The sequence below is a fragment of the Mesorhizobium sp. M1D.F.Ca.ET.043.01.1.1 genome (assembly GCF_003952385.1).
GTDB lineage: Bacteria > Pseudomonadota > Alphaproteobacteria > Rhizobiales > Rhizobiaceae > Mesorhizobium.
In genome coordinates this window covers 6011792-6030585 of record NZ_CP034444.1, presented here as the reverse complement: position 1 = coordinate 6030585, position 18794 = coordinate 6011792, and the positions used below count along the sequence as shown (strand labels likewise).

Genomic DNA, 18794 nt, shown 5'->3' with positions numbered 1-18794 from the left:
GTTTGGCCTCGAGGGGAATGGGACAGGTCACCGATGTTTGTTGAACGCGAAGCCTCCGTTGGAGAGCCGACCTCGCAGGAGCGCCGCGACGCCCAGCAGAGCGACAAGCGCATTCTTGGCAATGTCGTGCAATGCGACGGCGCGCGTGCCACCATCAGCGCCTATGCCGAGGATGCCGAAGGCACGGTCACCGGCCTGTGGACCGTCGGCAAGATGATCTCCATCAACCTTGGCGCGACCCGCACCGTTGGCCTTGTCTATGCGATCGGCAAGTCTGACCGCGTTTGGAGCAACGAGGGCCAGAACGCGATCGAGGTCAGCATCGAACTGATCGGCGAGGTACGCGACGGCGCCGAGCCTGGCGCCAAGCCTGTCTTCGACCGCGGCATCACCACCTATCCGCATATCGGCGCCGTTGCCCATCGCATCCGCAGCCGCGACCTGCAGGCCGTCTACGATCTCGCCGGCCGCCATTCGATCACCATCGGCACGCTGTCCCAAGACGAGGCGATCGACGCCAACATCGCCATCGACGACACGCTGGCGCGCCATTTCGCCGTTGTCGGCACGACCGGCGTCGGCAAATCCACGGCTGTCTCGCTGCTTTTGCGCAAGTCGATCGAGGCCCGGCCCGATCTGCGCGTCCTGATCCTAGATCCGCACAACGAGTTTGCCGCCTCGCTACCGGAACATTGCGTGAAGGTCGATTCCAAGACGCTCGACCTGCCGTTCTGGATGTTCAGGCTGGAGGAATTCGCCGAGGTTCTATTTCGCGGGCGCGAGACCGTGCCGGAGGAAGTCGACGTCCTACGCGACCTCATCCCCGCCGCCAAGAACCTCTACCGCAACCCGAGTTCCGGCTCGTACGTCAGGCGCGGCAGCGATGCGCTGACGGCGGACACACCGGTGCCTTACCGCATCGCCGATCTCCTCAAGCAGATCGACGAGCGCATGGGTCTCCTGGAGAGCAAGAACGATCGGCCGACGTTGAAGTCGCTGAGGACGCGAATCGAATCGGCCGCAGCCGACCCGCGCTACCGTTTCATGTTCAATTCGCGGCTGATCGAGGACACCATCCACGAGACCATCGGCAACATCTTCCGCGTGCCGAACCATGGGCGTCCGGTGACCTGTTTCGAGATGGCGGGCATGCCGTCCGAGGTCGTCAACTCGGTCTGCTCGGTGCTGGCGCGTCTCGCCTTCGACCTTGCGCTCTGGAGCGAGGGCCGGCTGCGGCTGCTTCTGCTGTGCGAGGAGGCGCATCGCTACATGCCCGCCGATCCGCGCCTCGGCTTCGCGCCGACCAGGCACGCCTTGTCGCGCATCGCCAAGGAAGGCCGCAAATATGGCTGCTACCTCGGCGTCGTCACCCAGCGTCCGGGCGAGCTCGATCCGACCATCCTGTCGCAATGCTCGACCTTCTTCGCCATGCGGCTCGCCAACGAGCAGGACCAGGCGATCATACGCTCGGCGATCGCCGATTCCTCGGCCTCGACGCTGGCGTTCCTGTCCTCCATGGGCCAGCGCGAGGCAATCGCCTTCGGCGAAGGCGTGGCGACGACCATGCGGCTCAAATTCGAGAAATTGTCCCGCGAATTCATACCTGGAACGGCCAAGCGCGAGCAGACCCTGCCCGCGGAAGCCGGCGACGATGTCGATCTCGCGGGAATTGTCGAGCGGCTGCGCAACGTGCCGAAGCCGCAGCAGGCGATGGCCTTTGCCGAGGTGGTGGATTCCGCCCGTCAGGCTGGCGACCCGGACTATCGCAAGCCGCCCGCGCCGCGTGCACAGCCGGACGATGATTTCGACCTGCGCTACGGCCTGAAGCCCTCGACCTTCGGCATGCGCCAGCAGAACGACTGATCCCCAGACTTTGCCGTCGTCCCGGTCGAAACCACGGCAGAATTGCCTCTCTGCTTGTCGGCCAACGTGGGTAAATCCCGTCACGGAATTCGTCAGGCCGAGCCGGATGGTGCCGCTTTCGAGAACCGGGGCGGAGCGTACTTTCCCGTGCGCGAGCACCGGCCCACGCCGGCCGTAGCCTTAACTGCCACGACCACCATGAGTGCTTCGGCCGGCGAAGGCCGGAAGCGCAGAAACGGCTTCAGGCGACCAGCATCACGAATTTGATGACGGGATTTTAGGCGCAGACGCGGTTGCGGCCCTGCTTCTTCGCCTCATAGAGCTGCCGGTCGGCGCGGCGGTAGAAGTCCTCGGCGCTCTCCTTGCGGTCCCACACGGCAAGGCCGACGCTGGTGGTGACTTTCAGGCGCACATTGCCCGATAGGATGGACATGTTGGCGATAGCCTTGCGGATGCGCTCGGCGAACCGGGCGAGCAGTTCCGCGTCCATGTTGGGCGTGACGACGGCAAACTCCTCGCCGCCAAGCCTCGCCACCACATCGTGATAGCGCGTCATGCCGCGCACGCATTGCGCGACGGCACGCAGGACCTCGTCGCCGACATCGTGACCATGCGTGTCGTTGACTTGCTTGAAATGATCGAGGTCGAGGATCATCAGCCCCACCGGCTTGTCGATGCGGCCGAACTCGTCGAGATATTCCCGCAGGGCGTCGTCGAAGTAGCGGCGGTTCTGCATGCCGGTCAGGCCGTCGGTGAGCGCCGCCTGCTCCAGCGTCTGCGAACGGGCGCTCAGCGACACGGTCATGGCGCGCAGCTTGCCCTCTTCCCGCACCTGGCCGCGGATCAGCGGATAGATGAAGAAGATCCCGAAGAACAAGGCGGCGGCCAGCAGCGCGCCGGTCACGAACAGCAGTTTATTGAGATAGACTATTCTTTCGAGACGCGACGCGGTGTCGAGATCGGTCGCAATGTCCTGCAACTGGCCATAGGCGTGGAAGGTCACCAGGCCGGCGGCCAGGATCACGAAAATAAAGACAAAGAATGCGGATTCCGCCTTGTGAAAACGCATAACTCCCCGCGGGACTGCGACCCATAGTCGTTATGGCATGCGCCGCCTTACGGACCGTTAACCGGAGCAACCGCGACGGGAAGCCGCGATTGCCACTTTAAGCCTCTGATTGAATTAGCAATCTGTCAATCCGAGACTGGCGGGCCATCGCCCGGGCGGAGCCTTTTCCACTCCGGTCCCAGTTGGTGCCTGAACCAGGTCGTCTGACGTTTGGCATATTGGCGCGTTGCGATCTTGGCCCGCTCGATCGCTTCGGGAAAGCTGATCTGCCCGGCCAAGGCGGCCTGCAGCTCTCGGACCCCGATGGCCTTCATTGCCGGCAGGTTCGGAGCGAGGTCGAGCGCCATCAGCTGCCTGACCTCGTCGAGCGCGCCTTTGTCGAGCATATCGTCGAAGCGTGCCTCGATGTGCGCGACGAGCTCGCCGCGATCCGGTTCGATCACCAGGAAGCGCGCGCTGTCGCGGTCGACAAGCGGCTGGCCGCGCGCCGCCTGCCAGTCGAGGATCGATCGTCCCGAGGCGTCGAGCACCTCGAGCGCCCTCACGATGCGCTGGCCGTCGGTCAGCCTGAGCTGCATGGCGACGGCCGAGTCCTCGCGCATCAGAATGCGATGCAGCCGTTCGGCCCCTTGTTCCTTGAGCTCGTAGCGCCAGCGCTCGCGCACCAATGGCGGAATGTCGGGCATATCCGAGATCCCTTCGGCTAAAGCGCGGAAATAGAGCCCGGTGCCGCCGACGAAGACGGCCGGCCGCCCGGACAAAGCGCCTTCCTCGATCAGCCGGGTAACGTCGCGCAACCAGGCGCCGGTGGAGTAGGCTGTCGAAGGATGCACATGGCCGTAGAGGAAATGCGGCACGCGTGCCATCTCCTCGACGCTTGGACGCGCCGTCAGCACGTCGAGCACCGAATAGCCTTGCATGGAATCGGTGTTGACGATGACGCCGCCCTGGCGTTCGGCAAGATCGAGCGCCAGCGCCGACTTGCCGCTGGCGGTCGGCCCGGCTATCAGGATCGCGTTCTTCACGCGGCCTTCGCCCGCCTGCCTGCCGGAATTTTCGATGCCGCTGATCGCCACGCTTGTTTCCCGTCCCAAAGACCGCGCAGTGTCGGCCTCGCTTGCGAATATGGCCTCGCATGCGGCCGGCGCAAGCGCCCTTCACTGGCTGGCCGAAGATGTCGCCTGCGATCTGGTTTTGCCGGAGACGCCCGATGTCGGCGAATTGACGGCCAACCTGCGCGCGACATTGGCCTCCGAACCGGTCGACATCATCGTCCAGCCGGCAGAAGGCAGGAGAAAGAAGGTCCTGCTTGCCGACATGGATTCGACCATGATCGACCAGGAATGCATCGACGAACTCGCCGACGAGATCGGCGTCAAGGCGCATGTCGCGGCGATCACGGCGCGGTCGATGAATGGCGAGATCGCCTTCGAGCCCGCCCTGCGCGAGCGCGTCGCCTTGCTGAAGGGCCTCGACACGGCAGTGGTCGACCGCATCATCGCCAAGCGGCTGACGCTGGCCGCCGGCGGCCGCGCGCTGGTGCAGACGATGCGCGCCAACGGCGCCTGGACGGCACTCGTCTCCGGCGGTTTCGACGTCTTCACCAGCCGCATTGCCGCCTTGCTCGGCTTCCAGGAGAACCGCGCCAACCGGCTGATCGAGGAAGACGGCAAGTTCACCGGCACGGTGGCCGAGCCGATCCTCGGCCGCGCCGCCAAGGCGGAGGCGCTGCTCGACATCGCGGCAAGGCTTGGCCTGGCGACGGCCGACGCGATTGCCGTCGGCGACGGCGCCAACGACCTCGACATGATCCGCCTTGCCGGCACAGGTGTCGCCCTCCACGCCAAGCCGTCGGTGGCAGAGCAGGCGCGGATCCGCATCGATCATGGCGACCTGACTGCGCTACTCTACCTCCAGGGCTATCGCCAGGAGGATTTCACGCAATGAAGCCGATCCGCACCGGGCGTCTCATCCTGCGCAACTGGGAAGAGCGCGACCGCGCGCTGTTCCATCGCATCAATTCCGATGAGCGCGTGATGGAGTTCTTCCCGTTCCGCCGCGACCTCGCCGCGGCCGACGCCAAGATGGATGAGTTCCGCGCCTGGATCGACGACGACGGCTATGGCTTCGCCGCGGCCGAGATCGCCGCCACCGGCGAGTGCATCGGCTTCGTCGGTCTCCTGGATACGGATGATGTGCCATCGCTACCGGACGGCACGATCGAGATCGGCTGGCGGCTGGCGCCTGAATTCTGGGGCAAGGGCTATGTCACCGAGGCGGCGCAAGCCTGGTTGGCCTTCGGCTTCGAAACGCTGGGGCTGGAGGAAATCGTCTCCTTCGCCGTCGCCGAAAACCATCGCTCTATCGCAGTCATGAAGCGCCTCGGCATGCGCGCCGATACGGGCGCCGATTTCGACCATCCCGCGGTTCCGGAAAGCCACCCGCATCTCAAGCGGCATGTGCTGTACAGGCTGTCGCGCGAGGACTGGCAGGCGCGAAAAAGGGCGGCTCTTTAGCCGCCCTTTTTCTTGCAACTCAGTCAGCTAGGCGATTTTCCGGACTCAGTCCATCCGGATCGTCACGAAGCGCAACTCGCCTGTCTTCGAAGCCAGCATCAGCAGCGCGTTCTTGCGGCCCTGCTCCTTGAGCGCGCCGATCCGGTCCATGACGTCCTTCGGCGTTCCGACCGATTCCTGCGCGATCTCGGTGATCACCTCGCCCGGCTGGATGCCGCGCTCGGCTGCCGCCGAATCCTTGGCGACGTCGGTGATGACCACGCCCGAAACGTCGGCCGCGATACCGAACTTCTGCCTGGTCTGGTCATTGAGCTCGCCGACGGTCATGCCGAGCACCGAAGCCGTGGACACCGGAGCCGCCTTGTCGCCCTTGTCCTGGTCGGTGGTGCCGTTCTCGCCGCTGGCCAGCTTCTCGCCGTCCTCGAGCCGGCCGAGCGTCACCTTCACGGTCTGCTCGACGCCCTTGCGCACGATCACCACGTCGACCGCCTTGCCGACCGGGCTTTCGGCGACCACGCGCGGCAGGTCGCGCATCTCGTGGATGTCCTTGCCGTCGAACTTGATGATGACGTCGCCGGCCTGCACCGAACCATTGTCGACCGGACCGCCCTTGATGACGCCGGCCACCAGCGCGCCCTTGGCGGTCGCCATGCCGAGGCTCTCGGCGATGTCGTCCGTCACCGGCTGGATGCGAACGCCAAGCCAGCCGCGCCGCGTCTCGCCATATTGACGGAGCTGGTCGACCACGCCCGCCGCGAGCTGCGAGGGAATGGAGAAACCGATGCCGATCGAGCCGCCCGAGGGCGAGATGATCGCCGTGTTGATGCCGATGACCTCGCCCTCGGCATCGAACAGCGGGCCGCCGGAATTGCCGCGGTTGATGGCGGCGTCGGTCTGGATGAAGTCGTCATAGGGGCCGGAATTGATGTCGCGGTTGCGCGCCGAGACAATGCCGACCGTGACCGTGCCGCCGAGGCCGAACGGGTTGCCAATCGCCATCACCCAGTCGCCGACGCGCATCTTGGTGGAATCGCCGAATTTCACCGCCGTCAGCTTGTGGCCCTTCGGATCGACCTTCAGCACCGCGACGTCGGTCTTGGTGTCGGTGCCGACCAGCGTCGCCTTCAGCGTCACGCCGTCGGAGAAATTGACCTCGATGTCGTCGGCGTCGGCAATCACATGGTTGTTGGTCACCACGATGCCCTGCTCGGCGTCGATGACAAAGCCGGAGCCCAGCGACTGCACCTTCTGCCCGCCGCCGCCCTTGTCGCCGCCGCGGTTCTTGAAGAAGTCGTCGAAAAAGTCCTGGAAGGGCGAGCCTTCGGGAAGTTGCGGCATCGGCACCGCGCCCGGCCCCTCGGTGCCTTTCACCGTTTGCGAGGTCGAGATGTTGACCACTGCGCCGAGCAGGCGTTGGGCAAGATCGGCGACGGAAGGCGGCCCGTCGGAAGCGACGGTGGGCGTGACGAAAGACGGGACGGCAACCATGCCGACGACGAATGCGGTGGCGCCGGCGAAAAGCGTACGCCGCGCCGCGCGCAACAGAGTGTCGGATATCATCGTGGCCTCCCGGTGGTTCTGAAAAGGAAAAGCGCATCCGCAACGGCGCCAGTCCAAGTCATGTTGGCAAGAATTAAGGCACGTTTGCGGCCATAGCTATCGGCGGAGGATAAATCGTCAATCGCTTCGCCACCAAGGAATTTCATCAGCCCCGGACCAGCCAGACGATGCCGACGCCGACGCCGATCGCAACCAGTCCGCCGATCCGCAGCACATTCTCGGGCATCGACAGCACTTCCGTGGCGAGTTTCCGGGCCAGGGCCGGAAACCCGCCATAGACCAAGCCCTCGATGACGAGGACCAGGCCGACCGCCGCCAGGAAATCCTGCACCGCCCGCTACTGGACGGTGCTGGGTTGTGTCGCAGGCGCGGCTGGGGCCGTCGCCGGCGCGGCCGGCGCAGTCGGTTGCCCGGGCACAGTCTTGCTGGCCGGATCGCGGAAATAGCGGAAGAACTCGGACTCGGGCGACAGCACCATGGTCGTTCCGGTGTTGTCCAGCGCGGTGCCATAGGCATTCATCGAGCGATAGAAGTCGAAGAAGGCAGGATCGCGCTTGTAGGCGTCGGCAAAGGTGGCGCTGCGCTGCGCCTCGCCTTCGCCGCGCAGGATTTCCGATTCCTTCTGGGCCTCGGCGACGATCTCGACGACTTCGCGATCGGCCCGAGCCCTGATGCGTTGCGCCGCCTCGTTGCCGCGCGCTCTCAGCCGCTCGGCTTCAGCCAGACGCTCGGCCTTCATGCGGTCGTAGGTCTGCTGCGAGACTTCCGCCGTCAGATCCGTCCGGCGGATGCGCACATCCTCGATGTCGAGGCCGAGCGACGTCGCGTCCGGACGGAGCTGGTCGCGCACCTCGCGCATCATGACGCCACGTTCCTCGGAAAGTGCGGCCTCGAAGTCGCGCAGACCGTAGACGCGGCGCAGTGCCGCGTCGAGACGCGTCTTCAGCCGGGCTTCGGCGAGTTCCACCTGCCCCGACACCGCCGCACGGAAGGTGCGCGGATCCGAGATGCGGTAGGCGATGAAGGCGTCGACCTCGTAGAACTTGCCGCCGGAGACCTGGACGCGGATGTTGTCGAGGTCGAAGCGCATCACTTTTTTCTCGATCGTCTGAACGCTGTCGGCGTCGAAAAAGGCGAATGGCGCCTTGAAGTAGATGCCCGGCTCGGTCTTGACGTCGATGATCTCGCCGAACCTGAGCACGATCGCCTGCTCGCCCGCCTTGACGACGAACACCGACGAATAGAGCAGGAACAGAAGGACGGCCGCGATGACCGCGATGATGGGAAGACGGTTGGCCATCACTGGTTACCTCCCAGCGCCGGCGCCGGCGGCGCCTTCGGCTGCAGTGCTGGCAGCGGCAGATACGGAAGCACACCTTGCCCGTTGCCCTGCTCGACGACGACCTTGTTCGAGTCCTTCAGGATCCTCTCCATCGTTTCCAGATAAAGGCGCTTGCGCGTCACGTCGGGCGCCTTGGCGTATTCGTTGTAGACGGAGATGAAGCGCTGCGCCTCACCTTCGGCTTCCTGCACGACACGGTTCTTGTAGGCGGCGGCATCCTCGCGGATCTGTGCCGCCTGGCCGCGCGCCTGGCCGAGCTTCTGGTTGGAATACTGATTGGCCTGCTCGACGAACTTGTCCTCGTCCTGCTCGGCGCGCTGCACCTCGTCGAAGGCGTCGGCGACCTCGCGCGGCGGTGCCGCGTCCTCGATGGAGATCGCGTTGACTTGCAGACCGGTCTTGTAGCCGTCGAGCGTGTTCTGGACGATCTCGCGCACCGAAGTGGCGATACCCTGCCGATCGTCGCGGAAAATATCCTGCGCCGGGCGCCGGCCGACGACCTCGCGCATGGCGCTCTCGGCCACCTGCGTCAGCATGCCGTCGGGATCGGAGACATCGAACAGATAGGCCCGTGGATCGGAAACCTGATAGGCGACCGAGAACTGCACGTTGACGATGTTCTGGTCACCGGAGAGCATCAGCCCGGAACCGCTGCTCGATCCGCCGCCGATGCTGACGAGTTGCTCGGAGATCTTTGCCGTTTCGACAGTTTCGATCGGCCACCAGTGGAAATGCAGGCCGGGCTGCGAGAGTTCTGCCTTCGGCTTGCCGAAGCGCAGTTCGACGGCAACCTCGTCAGGCTGCACGGTATAGATCGCCTTGAAGGCCCAAAGCACGACGAGCGCGAGCACGATCAGCCCGAGAACCGCGGGGCTGGCGCCGCCGCCGCCAGGAAGCGCGCGCCGCAGCCTGTCCTGGCCGCGCCGGATGATGTCCTCGAGATCGGGAGGCGAACCCTGCGGGCCGCTCGGGCCCCTCGGTCCCTGCCCCCAGGGTCCCTGATTGCCGCCGCCGCCCCATGGGCCGCCGCCACCGCTCTTGTCGTTCCAGGGCATGAATGTCCTTTCGCTTCGGTTCCCTCGGGCCTTGCGGCGCAATCCTAACGCATGACCCCGAAATCCGGTATCGGTTTTCGGAAAGGAATCATGCGCCAAATCAAAGTTTTACAGCGGCCTTTTGCGGGTCCGGTTGGACGCGCGGCGCTGTACTGTCGTTCTTCTATAGGGACGCCGTGACGCGCTTTCAACGCGGTCCGCCGCACGCGCCGTCCGATTTGGCCCGGCAGCGACCCTTTGTCCTCGTCACCGACCGTCGCCGCGACGCCCGTAGACCGTGTAGCGCGTCGCGTGGCTGTCCTTTTCGCCCGCAGGGAAATCCTCGGATCGCATGATCCGCCAGATCGCCGGGTCGATCGGCGGAAAATGAGCGTCGCCATCGACTGCGGCCAGCACATGGGTGACATGGAGACGATCGGCGACCGGCAAGGCCTGGGCATAAATCTCGCCGCCGCCAACCACGCAGATCTCCTCGGCACCCGCCATGCAGCGCCCGCGCACCTTGGCCAGCGTGATCGCCTCGTCCAGCGAGTGGGCGACCTCGATGCCCTCGGCGCGCCAGTCCCTGGCGCGCGTCACCACGATGTTGAGCCTGCCGGGCAACGGCCGGCCGATGCCCTCATAGGTCTTGCGGCCCATGATGATCGGCTTGCCCATCGTGTCGGCCTTGAAGCGCTTCAGGTCGCTGGACAGCCGCCACGGCAGCCCGCCTTCGCGTCCGATCACGCCATTCTCGGCAATGGCGACATAGATCGCGATTTCCATCAGCCGCCGCTCCCGCCATTGTCCGACGGCTCGAGCAGCAAGATGTCAATGTTGCGCTCCGGATAAAAATCCTTGGCCGTCATCTCGAACGTCGTCGGGCCGACCTTGCGGACGTTATCGCCGCAGAAGGAAACCAGATTCCTGGCGTTGCCCTTGTCGATGGTGAGCTTGAAATTGCCGATGCTGCCGGACGCCCAGTTGCCGCCCGTGGTCAGGATGTAAGCGATGCGGCTTTCGAAATATTTCGGATAGCCGTCGGGATTTTCCTTTGCTGCCTTGCGCACCGCATTCTCGAACGCCTGGTCCATGCAGTAGCGGGTCTTGTAGCTGTCGTACTGCCCCTGGAACTTGCCGTCGTAGTAGAAGCTGACCGATGACGTGCCGCCGACGCTGGGCTTATAGCGGTGCGAGACGTGGACTTCCTTGTTGGCCGGGAAGGTCGAGCGCCACCAATAGGTCGAGCGCAACTGCCAGAACGGCGCGTAGGCGGTTTGCATGCCCGAGCCGTCATCGGCGGTGTCCTCGATGACGATGCCGCGGTTTTCCCAGTCCTCGGCGACATCCCTGGGCAGTTTGGCCAGCGCCGCCTTGGCCGCGTCGCCGAAGGGATAGAGCGGCACGCCCTGCGCCTTGAGGTCGGCGGTGATGTCGATGCCCAGCGCAAACGCCTTCTGTTCGAGCTGCGGCTTCGCGTCGATGCCGTCGATCGTCACCTCGAAGCCGAGGAAATTGTCGCTCTGCGCTTCCGGAAGCGCCGGCATCTCGTTCGGATCGCCCTCGATATCCGGCATCGGGAAGGCAACGATGGCGCTGACGTCCTTGTCGGTGTTGTTGCGGAAGACGTAGTCGACGGTCACCTTCTCCGGCGAGATGAAAAGGTTCTCGCTTTCCATGGCGACGGCGTCGCTGCGCGACAGGATCAGCCCGCCGGTACCCAGTTCGGCGACGGAATCGTTAGCGAAGGCCGGCGCGGCCAAAAAAGCCAACGCTGCGGTGAGGATAGTGCGGAACATGAATCCCCCTCTCGACGGCAATACCGGGACCACCCCGATGCGCGCTTCCATCTAGAGCAATTCCACGAAAACTAGCTAGGGCAGTTCAGCGTTTCTGCCAAACGATGGACTGCGTTTCAAAGTCCTTTGCGTTCTGGCTGCCTGCGCCGTCTGGACACCGGCTGCCCGATCAGGCAGGAGAAGCTTTCATGCGCAAGCTTCTCGTCATCGGCATCGGCGCCGGCAATCCCGAACACATGACCGTACAGGCGATCAACGGCCTGAACCGGGCCGACGTGCTGTTCATTCCTGATAAGGGCGCCAAGAAGAACGATCTCGCCGAGCTCCGCCGGCAGATCTGCGACCGTTTCGTCACCAACCCGCAATCGCGCCGCGTCGAGTTCGACGTGCCGGTTCGCGCCGACCCGACATCGTCCTATCGCGTGACGGTCGACGACTGGCACGAAGCGATTGCCGAGATCTATGAGGGGTTGATCCGCGATGAGCTGACCGAAGACGGCTGCGGCGCCTTCCTGATCTGGGGCGATCCTTCGCTCTATGACAGCGCGCTGCGCATCCTGGAGCGCGTGCGCCACAGAGGCAATGTCGGTTTCGAGCTCGAAGTCATTCCAGGCATAACCGCCATCCAGGCGCTGGCAGCATCCCACGCGACGGCGCTCAACCGCATCGGCGATTCCATTCTCGTCACCACCGGCCGGCGGCTGACCGAAGAAGGGCTGCCGGCCAACGCCGGGAGCGCGGTGGTCATGCTCGACGGCAAGTGCGCCTTCAGCACGCTGGCCGACCCGGACGTCTTAATCCAGTGGGGCGCCTATCTCGGCACGACGGACGAGATCATCATTTCCGGACGCTTAGGCGATGTCGGCCCCGAGATCGAAAGGGTCCGTGAGGAAGCCCGGCGGAAAAAGGGCTGGATCATGGATACCTATCTGCTGCGCAAGCCCGGCGAACCGGAAGAATAGGCGCTCCAAAAGGCCACGGTCAGCCGGCGTCGATCTCGGCCTGCAACGCCTGCATATGAACCGCGGCCGCAGAAGCCGCCGCGCGCTCAATGGCCCTGAAGCGGCTGACGACGGCGAGGCCGACCGCGGTCAACTGCGCGCCGCCGCCTTTCCTGCCGCCGGTCTGCGCCGCGACCAGCGGCTTGCCGAACACCCGGTTCATGTCCTCGACCAGATCCCAGGCATGCTTGTAGGACATCTCCATGCCGCGCGCCGCGGCCGAGATCGAGCCGAACGCGGCGATCTGCTCCAGCAACTCGATCTTGCCCGGACCAATTCGCCCGTCGGGGTCGAGATTTATCCGCAGGCTTAGCGATGGCATCTCTCGTTCTCCGCAATCATGTCGAGATTACCCCCTCTGCCGCCATATCGCTATTCCAAAGCAACATAGCGATATTGCCCTTTCGTCAACCATCAGCCTCTTCCGGCAATCCGGGAACGGTCGTCGCGCTGTCGAAGCTCACCGTCTTGATTACCGCGAAGACCTTGCGGCCGAGCGCGAGGCGAAGGGTGTGTTTCGACTGTTCGGTGATGCGCGCCAGAACGATCGCACCGTTGCAATCGATGGCAATCTCCACTGTCGGCCCGACGCCCGGCCTGACCGCGGCGATCGTTCCCCCCAAGATGTTGAGCGCGCTGAGGCCCGCCGGCTGTTCGGTCGCGATCATGACGTCGCGAGCGCGGATGCGGAGCCGCACCAGAGCCCCCGCTTGCCGTGGCAGGCGCGGCACGCGGATATCGCCGGCCGGCGAGCCGAGCACAGTCATGCCGAAAGCCTCGTCGTGACGCAGCACCCTGGTGTCGAGCACCGCGCCACCCTCGCCGCGCTCCTCCGCCGGCAAAAGGTCGAGCCGCTGCATGATCGCCTCGGTCGGGCCGAAAGCCGCGACCTTGCCTTGCGAGAGAACCACCACGTCGCTCGCCAGCCGCGCCACCTCGGCGACGGAATGGCTGACATAGGCGATGGGGATTTTCGTCTCGTCGCGCAGCCGCTCGATATAGGGCAGGATCTCGGCCTTGCGCGCTTCGTCGAGCGAGGCAAGCGGCTCGTCCATCAACAGCAGTTTCGGGCTGGCAAGCAGCGCACGCCCGATCGCCACGCGCTGCTTTTCGCCCCCCGACAGTTTCGCCGGCCGCCGGTCGAGCAGATGGCCGATGCCGAGGAGTTCAACCACCGCGTCCATATTGGCGTAGCGCTCGGCAGACGGCGTGAACCAGCGGCCATAGCGCAGGTTGCCGGCGACGCTCATATGCGGGAAGAGTCGAGCATCCTGGAAAACCGTGCCGATCCGCCGTTTGTGCATCGGCACGAACATGCCGGCGGCGGTGTCGACCAGCACGCGGCCGTCGATGGCAATCCGCCCCTTCTGCGGCCGGATCAACCCGGCAATCAGGTTGATCAGCGTCGACTTGCCCGAACCCGAAGGCCCGAACAGCGCCGTCAGCCGGCCGGCGCTTTCGAAATTCGCCTCGACGGCGAAATCGCCGAGGCGATGCATGATGTCGACCGAAAGCGTCATTCGATGTCCATCCGCCGGCCGACCCGCCGCGCAAGGACCTCGGAAGCCACCAGTGCGACCATGGAAATGACGATCGAGATCAGCGTCAGCCTCAGTGCCCCGGCATCGCCGCCCGGCACCTGCGTGAAGGTGTAGATCGCCGAAGGGAGCGTCTGCGTCTCGTTGGGGATGTTGGAGACGAAGGTAATCGTGGCGCCGAACTCGCCCATCGCCTTGGCAAAGGAGAGGATCCCCCCGGCGATCAGCCCCGGCAGGGTCAACGGCAGCGTGATGGTGGCAAAGACCCACAGCGGATTGGCGCCGAGCGTGCCGGCCGCAGCCTCCATCTTGCGGTCGACCGCCTCGATCGACAGCCTTATTGCCCGCACCATCAGCGGAAAGCCCATGACGCCGCACGCGAGCGCCGCACCCGTCCAGCGGAACGAAAAGACAATGCCGAAATGCTCGGCGAGGAAAGCACCGGCAGGTCCGCGACGGCCGAAGCTGAGCAGGAGCAGATAGCCGGTCACCACCGGCGGCAGGATCAACGGCAGATGCACCAGCCCGTTGAGCAGGGTCTTGCCCCAGAACCGGCCCCGGGCCAGCAGCAGCGCGATCAGTATGCCCGGCGGCAGGCTTGCGATCATCGCCAGCGTCGCCACCTTGATCGACAGCCGGACCGCATTCCATTCGTCGGGAGTGAGGTCCAGCAGCCAGTTCATATGCGGTGTAAGGTCTCTCTCAGTTGCTCGGCGCGAGCACCGTAAAACCCTGTTCCTTGAAGAGCGCGGCGGCCTTGGCCGACTCGACGCATTTCAGGAAGGCAGCGGTATCCTTGTCCTTCGAATCCGCCGTCTGGGCAATCGGGTAGATGATCGGCGGGTGCGAATCCTCGGGGAAGGTACCGACGACCTTCACGCCCTTTTCGGCATGGGCGTCGGTGGTGTACACGATGCCGAGCGCGGCCTCGCCCGTCGACACCAGCTTGAGCGCGGCGCGGACATTCTCGGCCTGCGCGACCTTGCTTTCTACCGAGGACCAGACGCCCAGCGATTCCAGCGCCGCCTTGCCGTACTTGCCGGCCGGCACCGCCTTGAAGTCGCCCATGGCGAGCCTGCCGTCGCCGATAAGCCTGGCGAGGTCGAAACCCTTTTCCACCTTGGTTTCGACCTTGGAATCTTTCGGCGCCACCAGCACGATCTGGTTGCCGAGCAGCTTCACTTCGGTGTCCGGCTTGGTCAGCTTCTTGTCGGAGAGATATTTCATCCAGTCGAGGTCGGCCGAGACGAACACGTCTGCCGGCGCGCCGCCCTCGATCTGCTTGGCCAGCGCCGAGCTCGCCGCGTAGGAGATGGTCGCCGCTTCGCCGACCTCGGGCTCGCAGGCCTTGTTGACCGCATCGAGCGCGTCCTTGAGGCTCGCCGCGGCGAACACGACCACCTTGTCGTCGGCATTGGCTGCAGGCACCACCGCCATCAGCGCCGCCGTGAGCCCGCCGATGGCAATTGCCCTCAATCCAAAACCCTTCCCCGTCATGAAATCTCTCCCTGTTTTGAAAAACCGTTCGGCCCAATGCCTTTGATCGATATATCCGGATGAACATAACAAGAAAAGGCCTTTTACCCTCCTCGCCATTGTATGACAGGGTGTTCCCGGCCTACGATGAAGCCCGTTCGATACAGCGATGGCCAAGGCGAGGCAGATGAAGATCAGCGCCCGCAATATCCTGAAGGGCAACGTCACCGAAATCGCCAAGGGAGCGACCACCTCGCATGTCAGGATCGACATTGGCGGCGGCGCCATCGTCACCGCTTCGATCATCAACGAAGCCGTTGCCGATTTGCAGCTTGAGAAAGGCAAGCAGGCCTATGCCGTGATCAAGGCTTCGGACGTCATGGTCGGCATCGATTGACGATACCGGAGCGCGCTGGCCGCGGCCGGACCGGCCTTATACCGCGATCGGCGCCTTGATGGTTGCGTCCGCAAAATAGTTTTCGAGGCGGAAATCCTCGAAACGGAAGGCAAAAAGATCCTGCACCTCCGGGTTGATCCACATCGTCGGCAGCGGCTTCGGCGTGCGCCGCAGCTGCTCGCGCGCCTGCTCGAAATGGTTCGAGTAAAGATGCGCGTCGCCGAGCGTATGGACGAAGTCGCCTGGCTTCAGACCGGTCACCTGTGCAACCATCAGCGTCAGCAATGCATAGGACGCGATGTTGAACGGCACGCCGAGGAAGATATCGCCAGAGCGCTGGTAGAGCTGGCAGGAGAGCCGGCCCTCCGAGACGTAGAACTGGAACAGGCAGTGGCAGGGCGGCAGCGCCATCGCTTCCACCTCGGCCGGGTTCCAGGCCGAAACGATCAGCCGGCGCGAATTGGGATTCTTGCGAATCTCCTTGAGAAGGCCCGCGATCTGGTCGGTCTCGCCGCCATGCCCGTCAGGCCACGAGCGCCACTGCTTGCCGTAGACAGGCCCGAGATCGCCATTCTCGTCGGCCCATTCGTCCCAGATGGTGACGCCGTTGTCGTTGAGATATTTGATGTTGGTGTCGCCGGCCAGGAACCACAGCAGCTCATGGATGATCGACTTCAGGTGCAGCTTCTTGGTGGTGGTGACCGGGAAGCCGCGCGAAAGGTCGAAGCGCATCTGGTAGCCGAACACCGAGCGCGTGCCGGTACCGGTGCGGTCGCCGCGGTCGGTGCCGTTTTCCAGCACGTGCTTCAGCAGGTCAAGATATTGGCGCATCGGCTCCGCCTCGATTCGGATGGCAGATGATCATAGCCGACTGGCTGTCGGTCGAACACTGTAAAGCCGGTCACTGATGTGGATGGTACGCCACAAAGTCCAGGATGCCGGCACGATGTCGTGCCGGCTGCGGACGGCTATGCCTCAGAGGGAACCGAGTTTGCCCAGATCCTTGGCCACCAGATAGTAGAAGGTCACGCGGCTCTTGGTGTTGTCGGCGGCCATCGCCTTGCAGACCTTCTCGATCGAGGCGTCGGCCTTCTTGGCGTCGGCGACACCGAGCTTCTTGCCGGCCCAGTTCTCGCGGACCCGCTCTAGCTCGTTCGGGTCCGTGCAGGAGACCAGCGAGGAATCGCGGTTCCTGAGCGCTATGCCCAGATGCTTGACGATCTTATCGACCGCGTCGGAGCTGGCGCCGGCATCGTATTTCTTCACATCCGCAAGATAGTCGGCCATCGAACTTCCCCTCGTCGGCGCCACTGATCCGATGGATGAGGCTTGTGGCGCGCCGCGCAACCTGTGCGCTAGGTCAGAGACTCCTCATCACCGGCGGAGCTTCGATTGAGTGAGCACGCAAGTCAACCCTCGGCTGTCGCGTTTGGCGCCGGGGACAAGTGCCGGTTTGGCCTTTCATTTTCCATGATCGGTCCCTATATTCGCTTCGTCGGCTTGACCGACTATGGCGATAAACAGGCGATGAAATAAGCCGTTCGGACCCGGGGGCGGTACCCGGCGCCTCCACCAAAAACCGCTCTGGGTGACGGAGCGGCTTTTGCTGGGGGCGAAATAGGATCGACGAAGGTGTAAAGATCGTACTTTTGCCCGGCATTGTACCACCGTCATCGGGCTAAACTTATAGTTGCCAACGACAACTATGCGGAAGCTCGTCTCGCCGCTTAATGCGGTGCGAACGCTTCAAATCAAGCCCTAGAGGTTCGCACTTCTAGGCGGGGTTCGGAGGTACCTGGCAACAGAAACCTCCACCTTCTCCCTCTCTTTTCTTTCATCCGAACCCGCCTGAACGGCGGTGGCCGGTGCGCAGCGTACGCGCCGTCCCTGCCCTCGATGCGACCGGTCTGTCGCGGACATGAAAAAGGCCGGGCAAGCCCGGCCTTTCCCGATCTTTCGTGCGTTCTTACTCCGCCGGCGCTTCGACCGCCTCCCGCACCCGGCCAAGCGTGACCTTGGCCAGCGTGAACGAAATCACCGCGCAGAGCGTGATGCCGGCAACCATTGGCAGCGGCGTGCCGTCGAAGAAGAGCCCCGCTACGCCCATGGCCAGCGCGCCGATGGCGAAGTGCAGCGTGCCCATCAACGCCGAGGCGGTGCCGGCGATCTCGCCATGCTCTTCCATGGCCAGCACCGATGTGGTCGGGATAACCAGGCCGAGGAAGCCGTAGCCGACGAAGAGCAGCGCCGCCATCACGTCGAGCCGGTCGACACCGGATGCCATGATGGCGAACAGCGCCACCATCACCGTGGCGTAGCCGGTCACCGCCACCCAGACCACGCGCTTCAGACCAAAGCGGTCCGCCAGCATCCCGGTCAGCTGCGACATGCCGATGAAGGCGACCGCATTGATCGAGAAGAAGACGCTGTAGACCGACGGCGACAGGCCGTAGTGGTCGATCAGGATGAAGGACGAGCTCGACAGATAGACGAAGAAGCTCGCAATGCCGAAGCCGGCGATCGCCACCAGTCCGAGGAAGTTGCGGTCGCTCATCAGGTAGCGGTAGCCAGCCAATGCCGTGCCGAAAGACGATCCGGCGCGCTCCTCGACCGACCGCGTCTCTTTCAGCGAGGTGGCGAGCAGGATGGTGGCTAAAGCCGCGGCGCCCGTGACCGTCCAGAACACGGCGCGCCAGCCGAAGCTCTCGATGATCTGGCTGCCGGTTAGCGGCGCCAGGATGGGCGACACCGAAAACACCAGCATCAACAGCGACATCAGCTTGGCGGCCTCGTTGCCGGTGTGCAGGTCGCGCACGATGGCGCGCGGAATGGCCATGCCGGCGCTGGCGCCGAGCCCTTGCAGGAAGCGGAAGGCGATCAGCCATTCGATGGTCGGCGCCATGGCCGAGCCGACGCCGCCGACCATGAACAGCGCGAGGCCGGCATAGAGCGGCAGCTTGCGCCCGACCATGTCGGAGATCGGGCCGACGACGATCTGGCCGAAACCCATCGACAGGAAGAAGATCAAGAGGCTCATCTGCACGGCGGCAGTTCCGGCGTGCAGATCCTCGCCGATCGACGGCAGCGCGGGAAGATACATATCAATGGCGAATGGGCCGATCGCGGACAACAAGCCGAGCACGACCGCGATGCGGAGGAATTTGGGACTCATGATAGGGCTTCTTTCGGATCTGGTTGG

Annotated in this window: 20 protein-coding genes and 1 other RNA gene; 6 read left to right on the top strand and 15 right to left on the bottom strand. The window is 64.2% G+C overall.

Annotation, left to right across the window (positions count from 1 at the left end):
* Positions 1 to 33: 33 nt before the first annotated feature.
* Positions 34 to 1863: an ATP-binding protein gene (locus tag EJ067_RS28860; protein WP_126088544.1), complete on the top strand. Its 1830-nt coding sequence runs from the start codon at positions 34 to 36 to the stop codon at positions 1861 to 1863.
* A 277-nt stretch (positions 1864 to 2140) separates the two neighbouring features.
* Here the strand turns inward: EJ067_RS28860 and EJ067_RS28855 are convergent, their stop codons facing one another.
* A complete protein-coding gene (locus tag EJ067_RS28855) occupies positions 2141 to 2932 on the bottom strand; it encodes a GGDEF domain-containing protein (protein WP_126088543.1) in 792 nt (263 codons plus the stop codon).
* Positions 2933 to 3057: 125 nt separating this feature from the next.
* A complete protein-coding gene (gene miaA / locus EJ067_RS28850) occupies positions 3058 to 4002 on the bottom strand; it encodes a tRNA (adenosine(37)-N6)-dimethylallyltransferase MiaA (protein ID WP_126089784.1) in 945 nt (314 codons plus the stop codon).
* Between miaA and serB the strand changes: the two genes are divergently transcribed.
* Positions 3992 to 4879: a phosphoserine phosphatase SerB gene (gene serB / locus EJ067_RS28845; RefSeq protein ID WP_126088542.1), complete on the top strand. Its 888-nt coding sequence runs from the start codon at positions 3992 to 3994 to the stop codon at positions 4877 to 4879. The genes miaA and serB overlap by 11 nt on opposite strands.
* Complete coding sequence (locus tag EJ067_RS28840; RefSeq protein WP_126088541.1) at positions 4876 to 5448, top strand: GNAT family N-acetyltransferase; 573 nt, start codon at positions 4876 to 4878, stop codon at positions 5446 to 5448. The genes serB and EJ067_RS28840 overlap by 4 nt, the downstream gene beginning before the upstream one ends.
* Before the next feature lie 45 nt (positions 5449 to 5493).
* Here EJ067_RS28840 and EJ067_RS28835 read toward each other — a convergent pair whose 3' ends face one another.
* The 6 genes from EJ067_RS28835 to EJ067_RS28810 form a co-directional block, all read right to left on the bottom strand.
* A complete protein-coding gene (locus tag EJ067_RS28835; RefSeq protein ID WP_126088540.1) occupies positions 5494 to 7008 on the bottom strand; it encodes a DegQ family serine endoprotease in 1515 nt (504 codons plus the stop codon).
* 145 nt (positions 7009 to 7153) lie between these two features.
* Positions 7154 to 7339, bottom strand: a complete 186-nt coding sequence (locus tag EJ067_RS28830) for a DUF2065 domain-containing protein (RefSeq protein WP_126088539.1) — start codon at positions 7337 to 7339, stop codon at positions 7154 to 7156.
* A 6-nt stretch (positions 7340 to 7345) separates the two neighbouring features.
* Positions 7346 to 8308, bottom strand: a complete 963-nt coding sequence (locus EJ067_RS28825; RefSeq protein ID WP_126088538.1) for a protease modulator HflC — start codon at positions 8306 to 8308, stop codon at positions 7346 to 7348.
* A complete protein-coding gene (gene hflK / locus EJ067_RS28820) occupies positions 8308 to 9405 on the bottom strand; it encodes an FtsH protease activity modulator HflK (protein WP_126088537.1) in 1098 nt (365 codons plus the stop codon). Before hflK ends, EJ067_RS28825 begins: the two co-directional genes overlap by 1 nt.
* Positions 9406 to 9651: 246 nt before the next feature.
* A complete protein-coding gene (locus EJ067_RS28815) occupies positions 9652 to 10170 on the bottom strand; it encodes a dihydrofolate reductase (RefSeq protein ID WP_126088536.1) in 519 nt (172 codons plus the stop codon).
* Positions 10170 to 11183, bottom strand: coding sequence for a DUF4424 domain-containing protein (locus EJ067_RS28810; protein WP_126088535.1), 1014 nt, complete (start codon positions 11181 to 11183; stop codon positions 10170 to 10172). The genes EJ067_RS28815 and EJ067_RS28810 overlap by 1 nt, the downstream gene beginning before the upstream one ends.
* Positions 11184 to 11371: 188 nt before the next feature.
* On the opposite strand from EJ067_RS28810, the gene cobF reads away from it, so the two are divergent.
* Positions 11372 to 12145 (top strand): precorrin-6A synthase (deacetylating), encoded by a 774-nt coding sequence (gene cobF / locus EJ067_RS28805; protein ID WP_126088534.1) that lies wholly within the window; start codon positions 11372 to 11374, stop codon positions 12143 to 12145.
* 19 nt (positions 12146 to 12164) lie between these two features.
* Here the strand turns inward: cobF and EJ067_RS28800 are convergent, their stop codons facing one another.
* From EJ067_RS28800 to modA, 4 genes are all read right to left on the bottom strand, one after another.
* Positions 12165 to 12506: a winged helix-turn-helix domain-containing protein gene (locus EJ067_RS28800; protein WP_066990897.1), complete on the bottom strand. Its 342-nt coding sequence runs from the start codon at positions 12504 to 12506 to the stop codon at positions 12165 to 12167.
* A gap of 85 nt (positions 12507 to 12591) precedes the next feature.
* The gene (gene modC, locus EJ067_RS28795) at positions 12592 to 13704 is read right to left on the bottom strand and encodes a molybdenum ABC transporter ATP-binding protein (RefSeq protein ID WP_126088533.1); all 1113 of its coding nucleotides are present in this window, start codon (positions 13702 to 13704) and stop codon (positions 12592 to 12594) included.
* Positions 13701 to 14405: a molybdate ABC transporter permease subunit gene (gene modB / locus EJ067_RS28790; RefSeq protein WP_126088532.1), complete on the bottom strand. Its 705-nt coding sequence runs from the start codon at positions 14403 to 14405 to the stop codon at positions 13701 to 13703. The genes modC and modB overlap by 4 nt, the downstream gene beginning before the upstream one ends.
* 19 nt (positions 14406 to 14424) lie before the next feature.
* Positions 14425 to 15219, bottom strand: coding sequence for a molybdate ABC transporter substrate-binding protein (gene modA, locus EJ067_RS28785; protein WP_126088531.1), 795 nt, complete (start codon positions 15217 to 15219; stop codon positions 14425 to 14427).
* Between the two features lie 166 nt (positions 15220 to 15385).
* Here modA and EJ067_RS28780 point away from each other — a divergent pair, with 166 nt between their 5' ends.
* Positions 15386 to 15595: a molybdopterin-binding protein gene (locus EJ067_RS28780; protein ID WP_126088530.1), complete on the top strand. Its 210-nt coding sequence runs from the start codon at positions 15386 to 15388 to the stop codon at positions 15593 to 15595.
* A gap of 36 nt (positions 15596 to 15631) precedes the next feature.
* Here the strand turns inward: EJ067_RS28780 and EJ067_RS28775 are convergent, their stop codons facing one another.
* Both EJ067_RS28775 and EJ067_RS28770 read right to left on the bottom strand, forming a co-directional pair.
* The gene (locus EJ067_RS28775; protein ID WP_126088529.1) at positions 15632 to 16426 is read right to left on the bottom strand and encodes a thymidylate synthase; all 795 of its coding nucleotides are present in this window, start codon (positions 16424 to 16426) and stop codon (positions 15632 to 15634) included.
* A 144-nt stretch (positions 16427 to 16570) separates the two neighbouring features.
* Positions 16571 to 16882 carry a DUF2853 family protein gene (locus EJ067_RS28770; protein WP_126088528.1) on the bottom strand — a complete coding sequence of 104 codons (312 nt, stop codon included), beginning with the start codon at positions 16880 to 16882 and terminating at the stop codon, positions 16571 to 16573.
* Between the two features lie 168 nt (positions 16883 to 17050).
* On the opposite strand from EJ067_RS28770, the gene ssrA reads away from it, so the two are divergent.
* Positions 17051 to 17411: a transfer-messenger RNA gene (gene ssrA / locus EJ067_RS28765) on the top strand.
* 150 nt (positions 17412 to 17561) lie between these two features.
* On the opposite strand, the gene EJ067_RS28760 is transcribed toward ssrA, so the two are convergent.
* Positions 17562 to 18767: a multidrug effflux MFS transporter gene (locus tag EJ067_RS28760; protein WP_126088527.1), complete on the bottom strand. Its 1206-nt coding sequence runs from the start codon at positions 18765 to 18767 to the stop codon at positions 17562 to 17564.
* Positions 18768 to 18794 lie beyond the last annotated feature (27 nt).

What these genes read in the sequence shown, in the direction of transcription:
- hflK (WP_126088537.1), bottom strand. Translation starts at nt 9,405, where the DNA reads ATGCCCTGGAACGACAAGAGCGGTGGCGGCGGCCCATGGGGCGGCGGC.
- EJ067_RS28780 (WP_126088530.1), top strand. Translation starts at nt 15,386, where the DNA reads ATGAAGATCAGCGCCCGCAATATCCTGAAGGGCAACGTCACCGAAATC.
- modC (WP_126088533.1), bottom strand. Translation starts at nt 13,704, where the DNA reads ATGACGCTTTCGGTCGACATCATGCATCGCCTCGGCGATTTCGCCGTC.
- EJ067_RS28760 (WP_126088527.1), bottom strand. Translation starts at nt 18,767, where the DNA reads ATGAGTCCCAAATTCCTCCGCATCGCGGTCGTGCTCGGCTTGTTGTCC.
- EJ067_RS28840 (WP_126088541.1), top strand. Translation starts at nt 4,876, where the DNA reads ATGAAGCCGATCCGCACCGGGCGTCTCATCCTGCGCAACTGGGAAGAG.
- EJ067_RS28835 (WP_126088540.1), bottom strand. Translation starts at nt 7,008, where the DNA reads ATGATATCCGACACTCTGTTGCGCGCGGCGCGGCGTACGCTTTTCGCC.
- modA (WP_126088531.1), bottom strand. Translation starts at nt 15,219, where the DNA reads ATGACGGGGAAGGGTTTTGGATTGAGGGCAATTGCCATCGGCGGGCTC.
- cobF (WP_126088534.1), top strand. Translation starts at nt 11,372, where the DNA reads ATGCGCAAGCTTCTCGTCATCGGCATCGGCGCCGGCAATCCCGAACAC.
- EJ067_RS28815 (WP_126088536.1), bottom strand. Translation starts at nt 10,170, where the DNA reads ATGGAAATCGCGATCTATGTCGCCATTGCCGAGAATGGCGTGATCGGA.
- EJ067_RS28770 (WP_126088528.1), bottom strand. Translation starts at nt 16,882, where the DNA reads ATGGCCGACTATCTTGCGGATGTGAAGAAATACGATGCCGGCGCCAGC.
- EJ067_RS28775 (WP_126088529.1), bottom strand. Translation starts at nt 16,426, where the DNA reads ATGCGCCAATATCTTGACCTGCTGAAGCACGTGCTGGAAAACGGCACC.
- EJ067_RS28810 (WP_126088535.1), bottom strand. Translation starts at nt 11,183, where the DNA reads ATGTTCCGCACTATCCTCACCGCAGCGTTGGCTTTTTTGGCCGCGCCG.
- modB (WP_126088532.1), bottom strand. Translation starts at nt 14,405, where the DNA reads ATGAACTGGCTGCTGGACCTCACTCCCGACGAATGGAATGCGGTCCGG.
- EJ067_RS28825 (WP_126088538.1), bottom strand. Translation starts at nt 8,308, where the DNA reads ATGGCCAACCGTCTTCCCATCATCGCGGTCATCGCGGCCGTCCTTCTG.
- serB (WP_126088542.1), top strand. Translation starts at nt 3,992, where the DNA reads ATGCCGCTGATCGCCACGCTTGTTTCCCGTCCCAAAGACCGCGCAGTG.
- EJ067_RS28860 (WP_126088544.1), top strand. Translation starts at nt 34, where the DNA reads ATGTTTGTTGAACGCGAAGCCTCCGTTGGAGAGCCGACCTCGCAGGAG.
- EJ067_RS28800 (WP_066990897.1), bottom strand. Translation starts at nt 12,506, where the DNA reads ATGCCATCGCTAAGCCTGCGGATAAATCTCGACCCCGACGGGCGAATT.
- EJ067_RS28855 (WP_126088543.1), bottom strand. Translation starts at nt 2,932, where the DNA reads ATGCGTTTTCACAAGGCGGAATCCGCATTCTTTGTCTTTATTTTCGTG.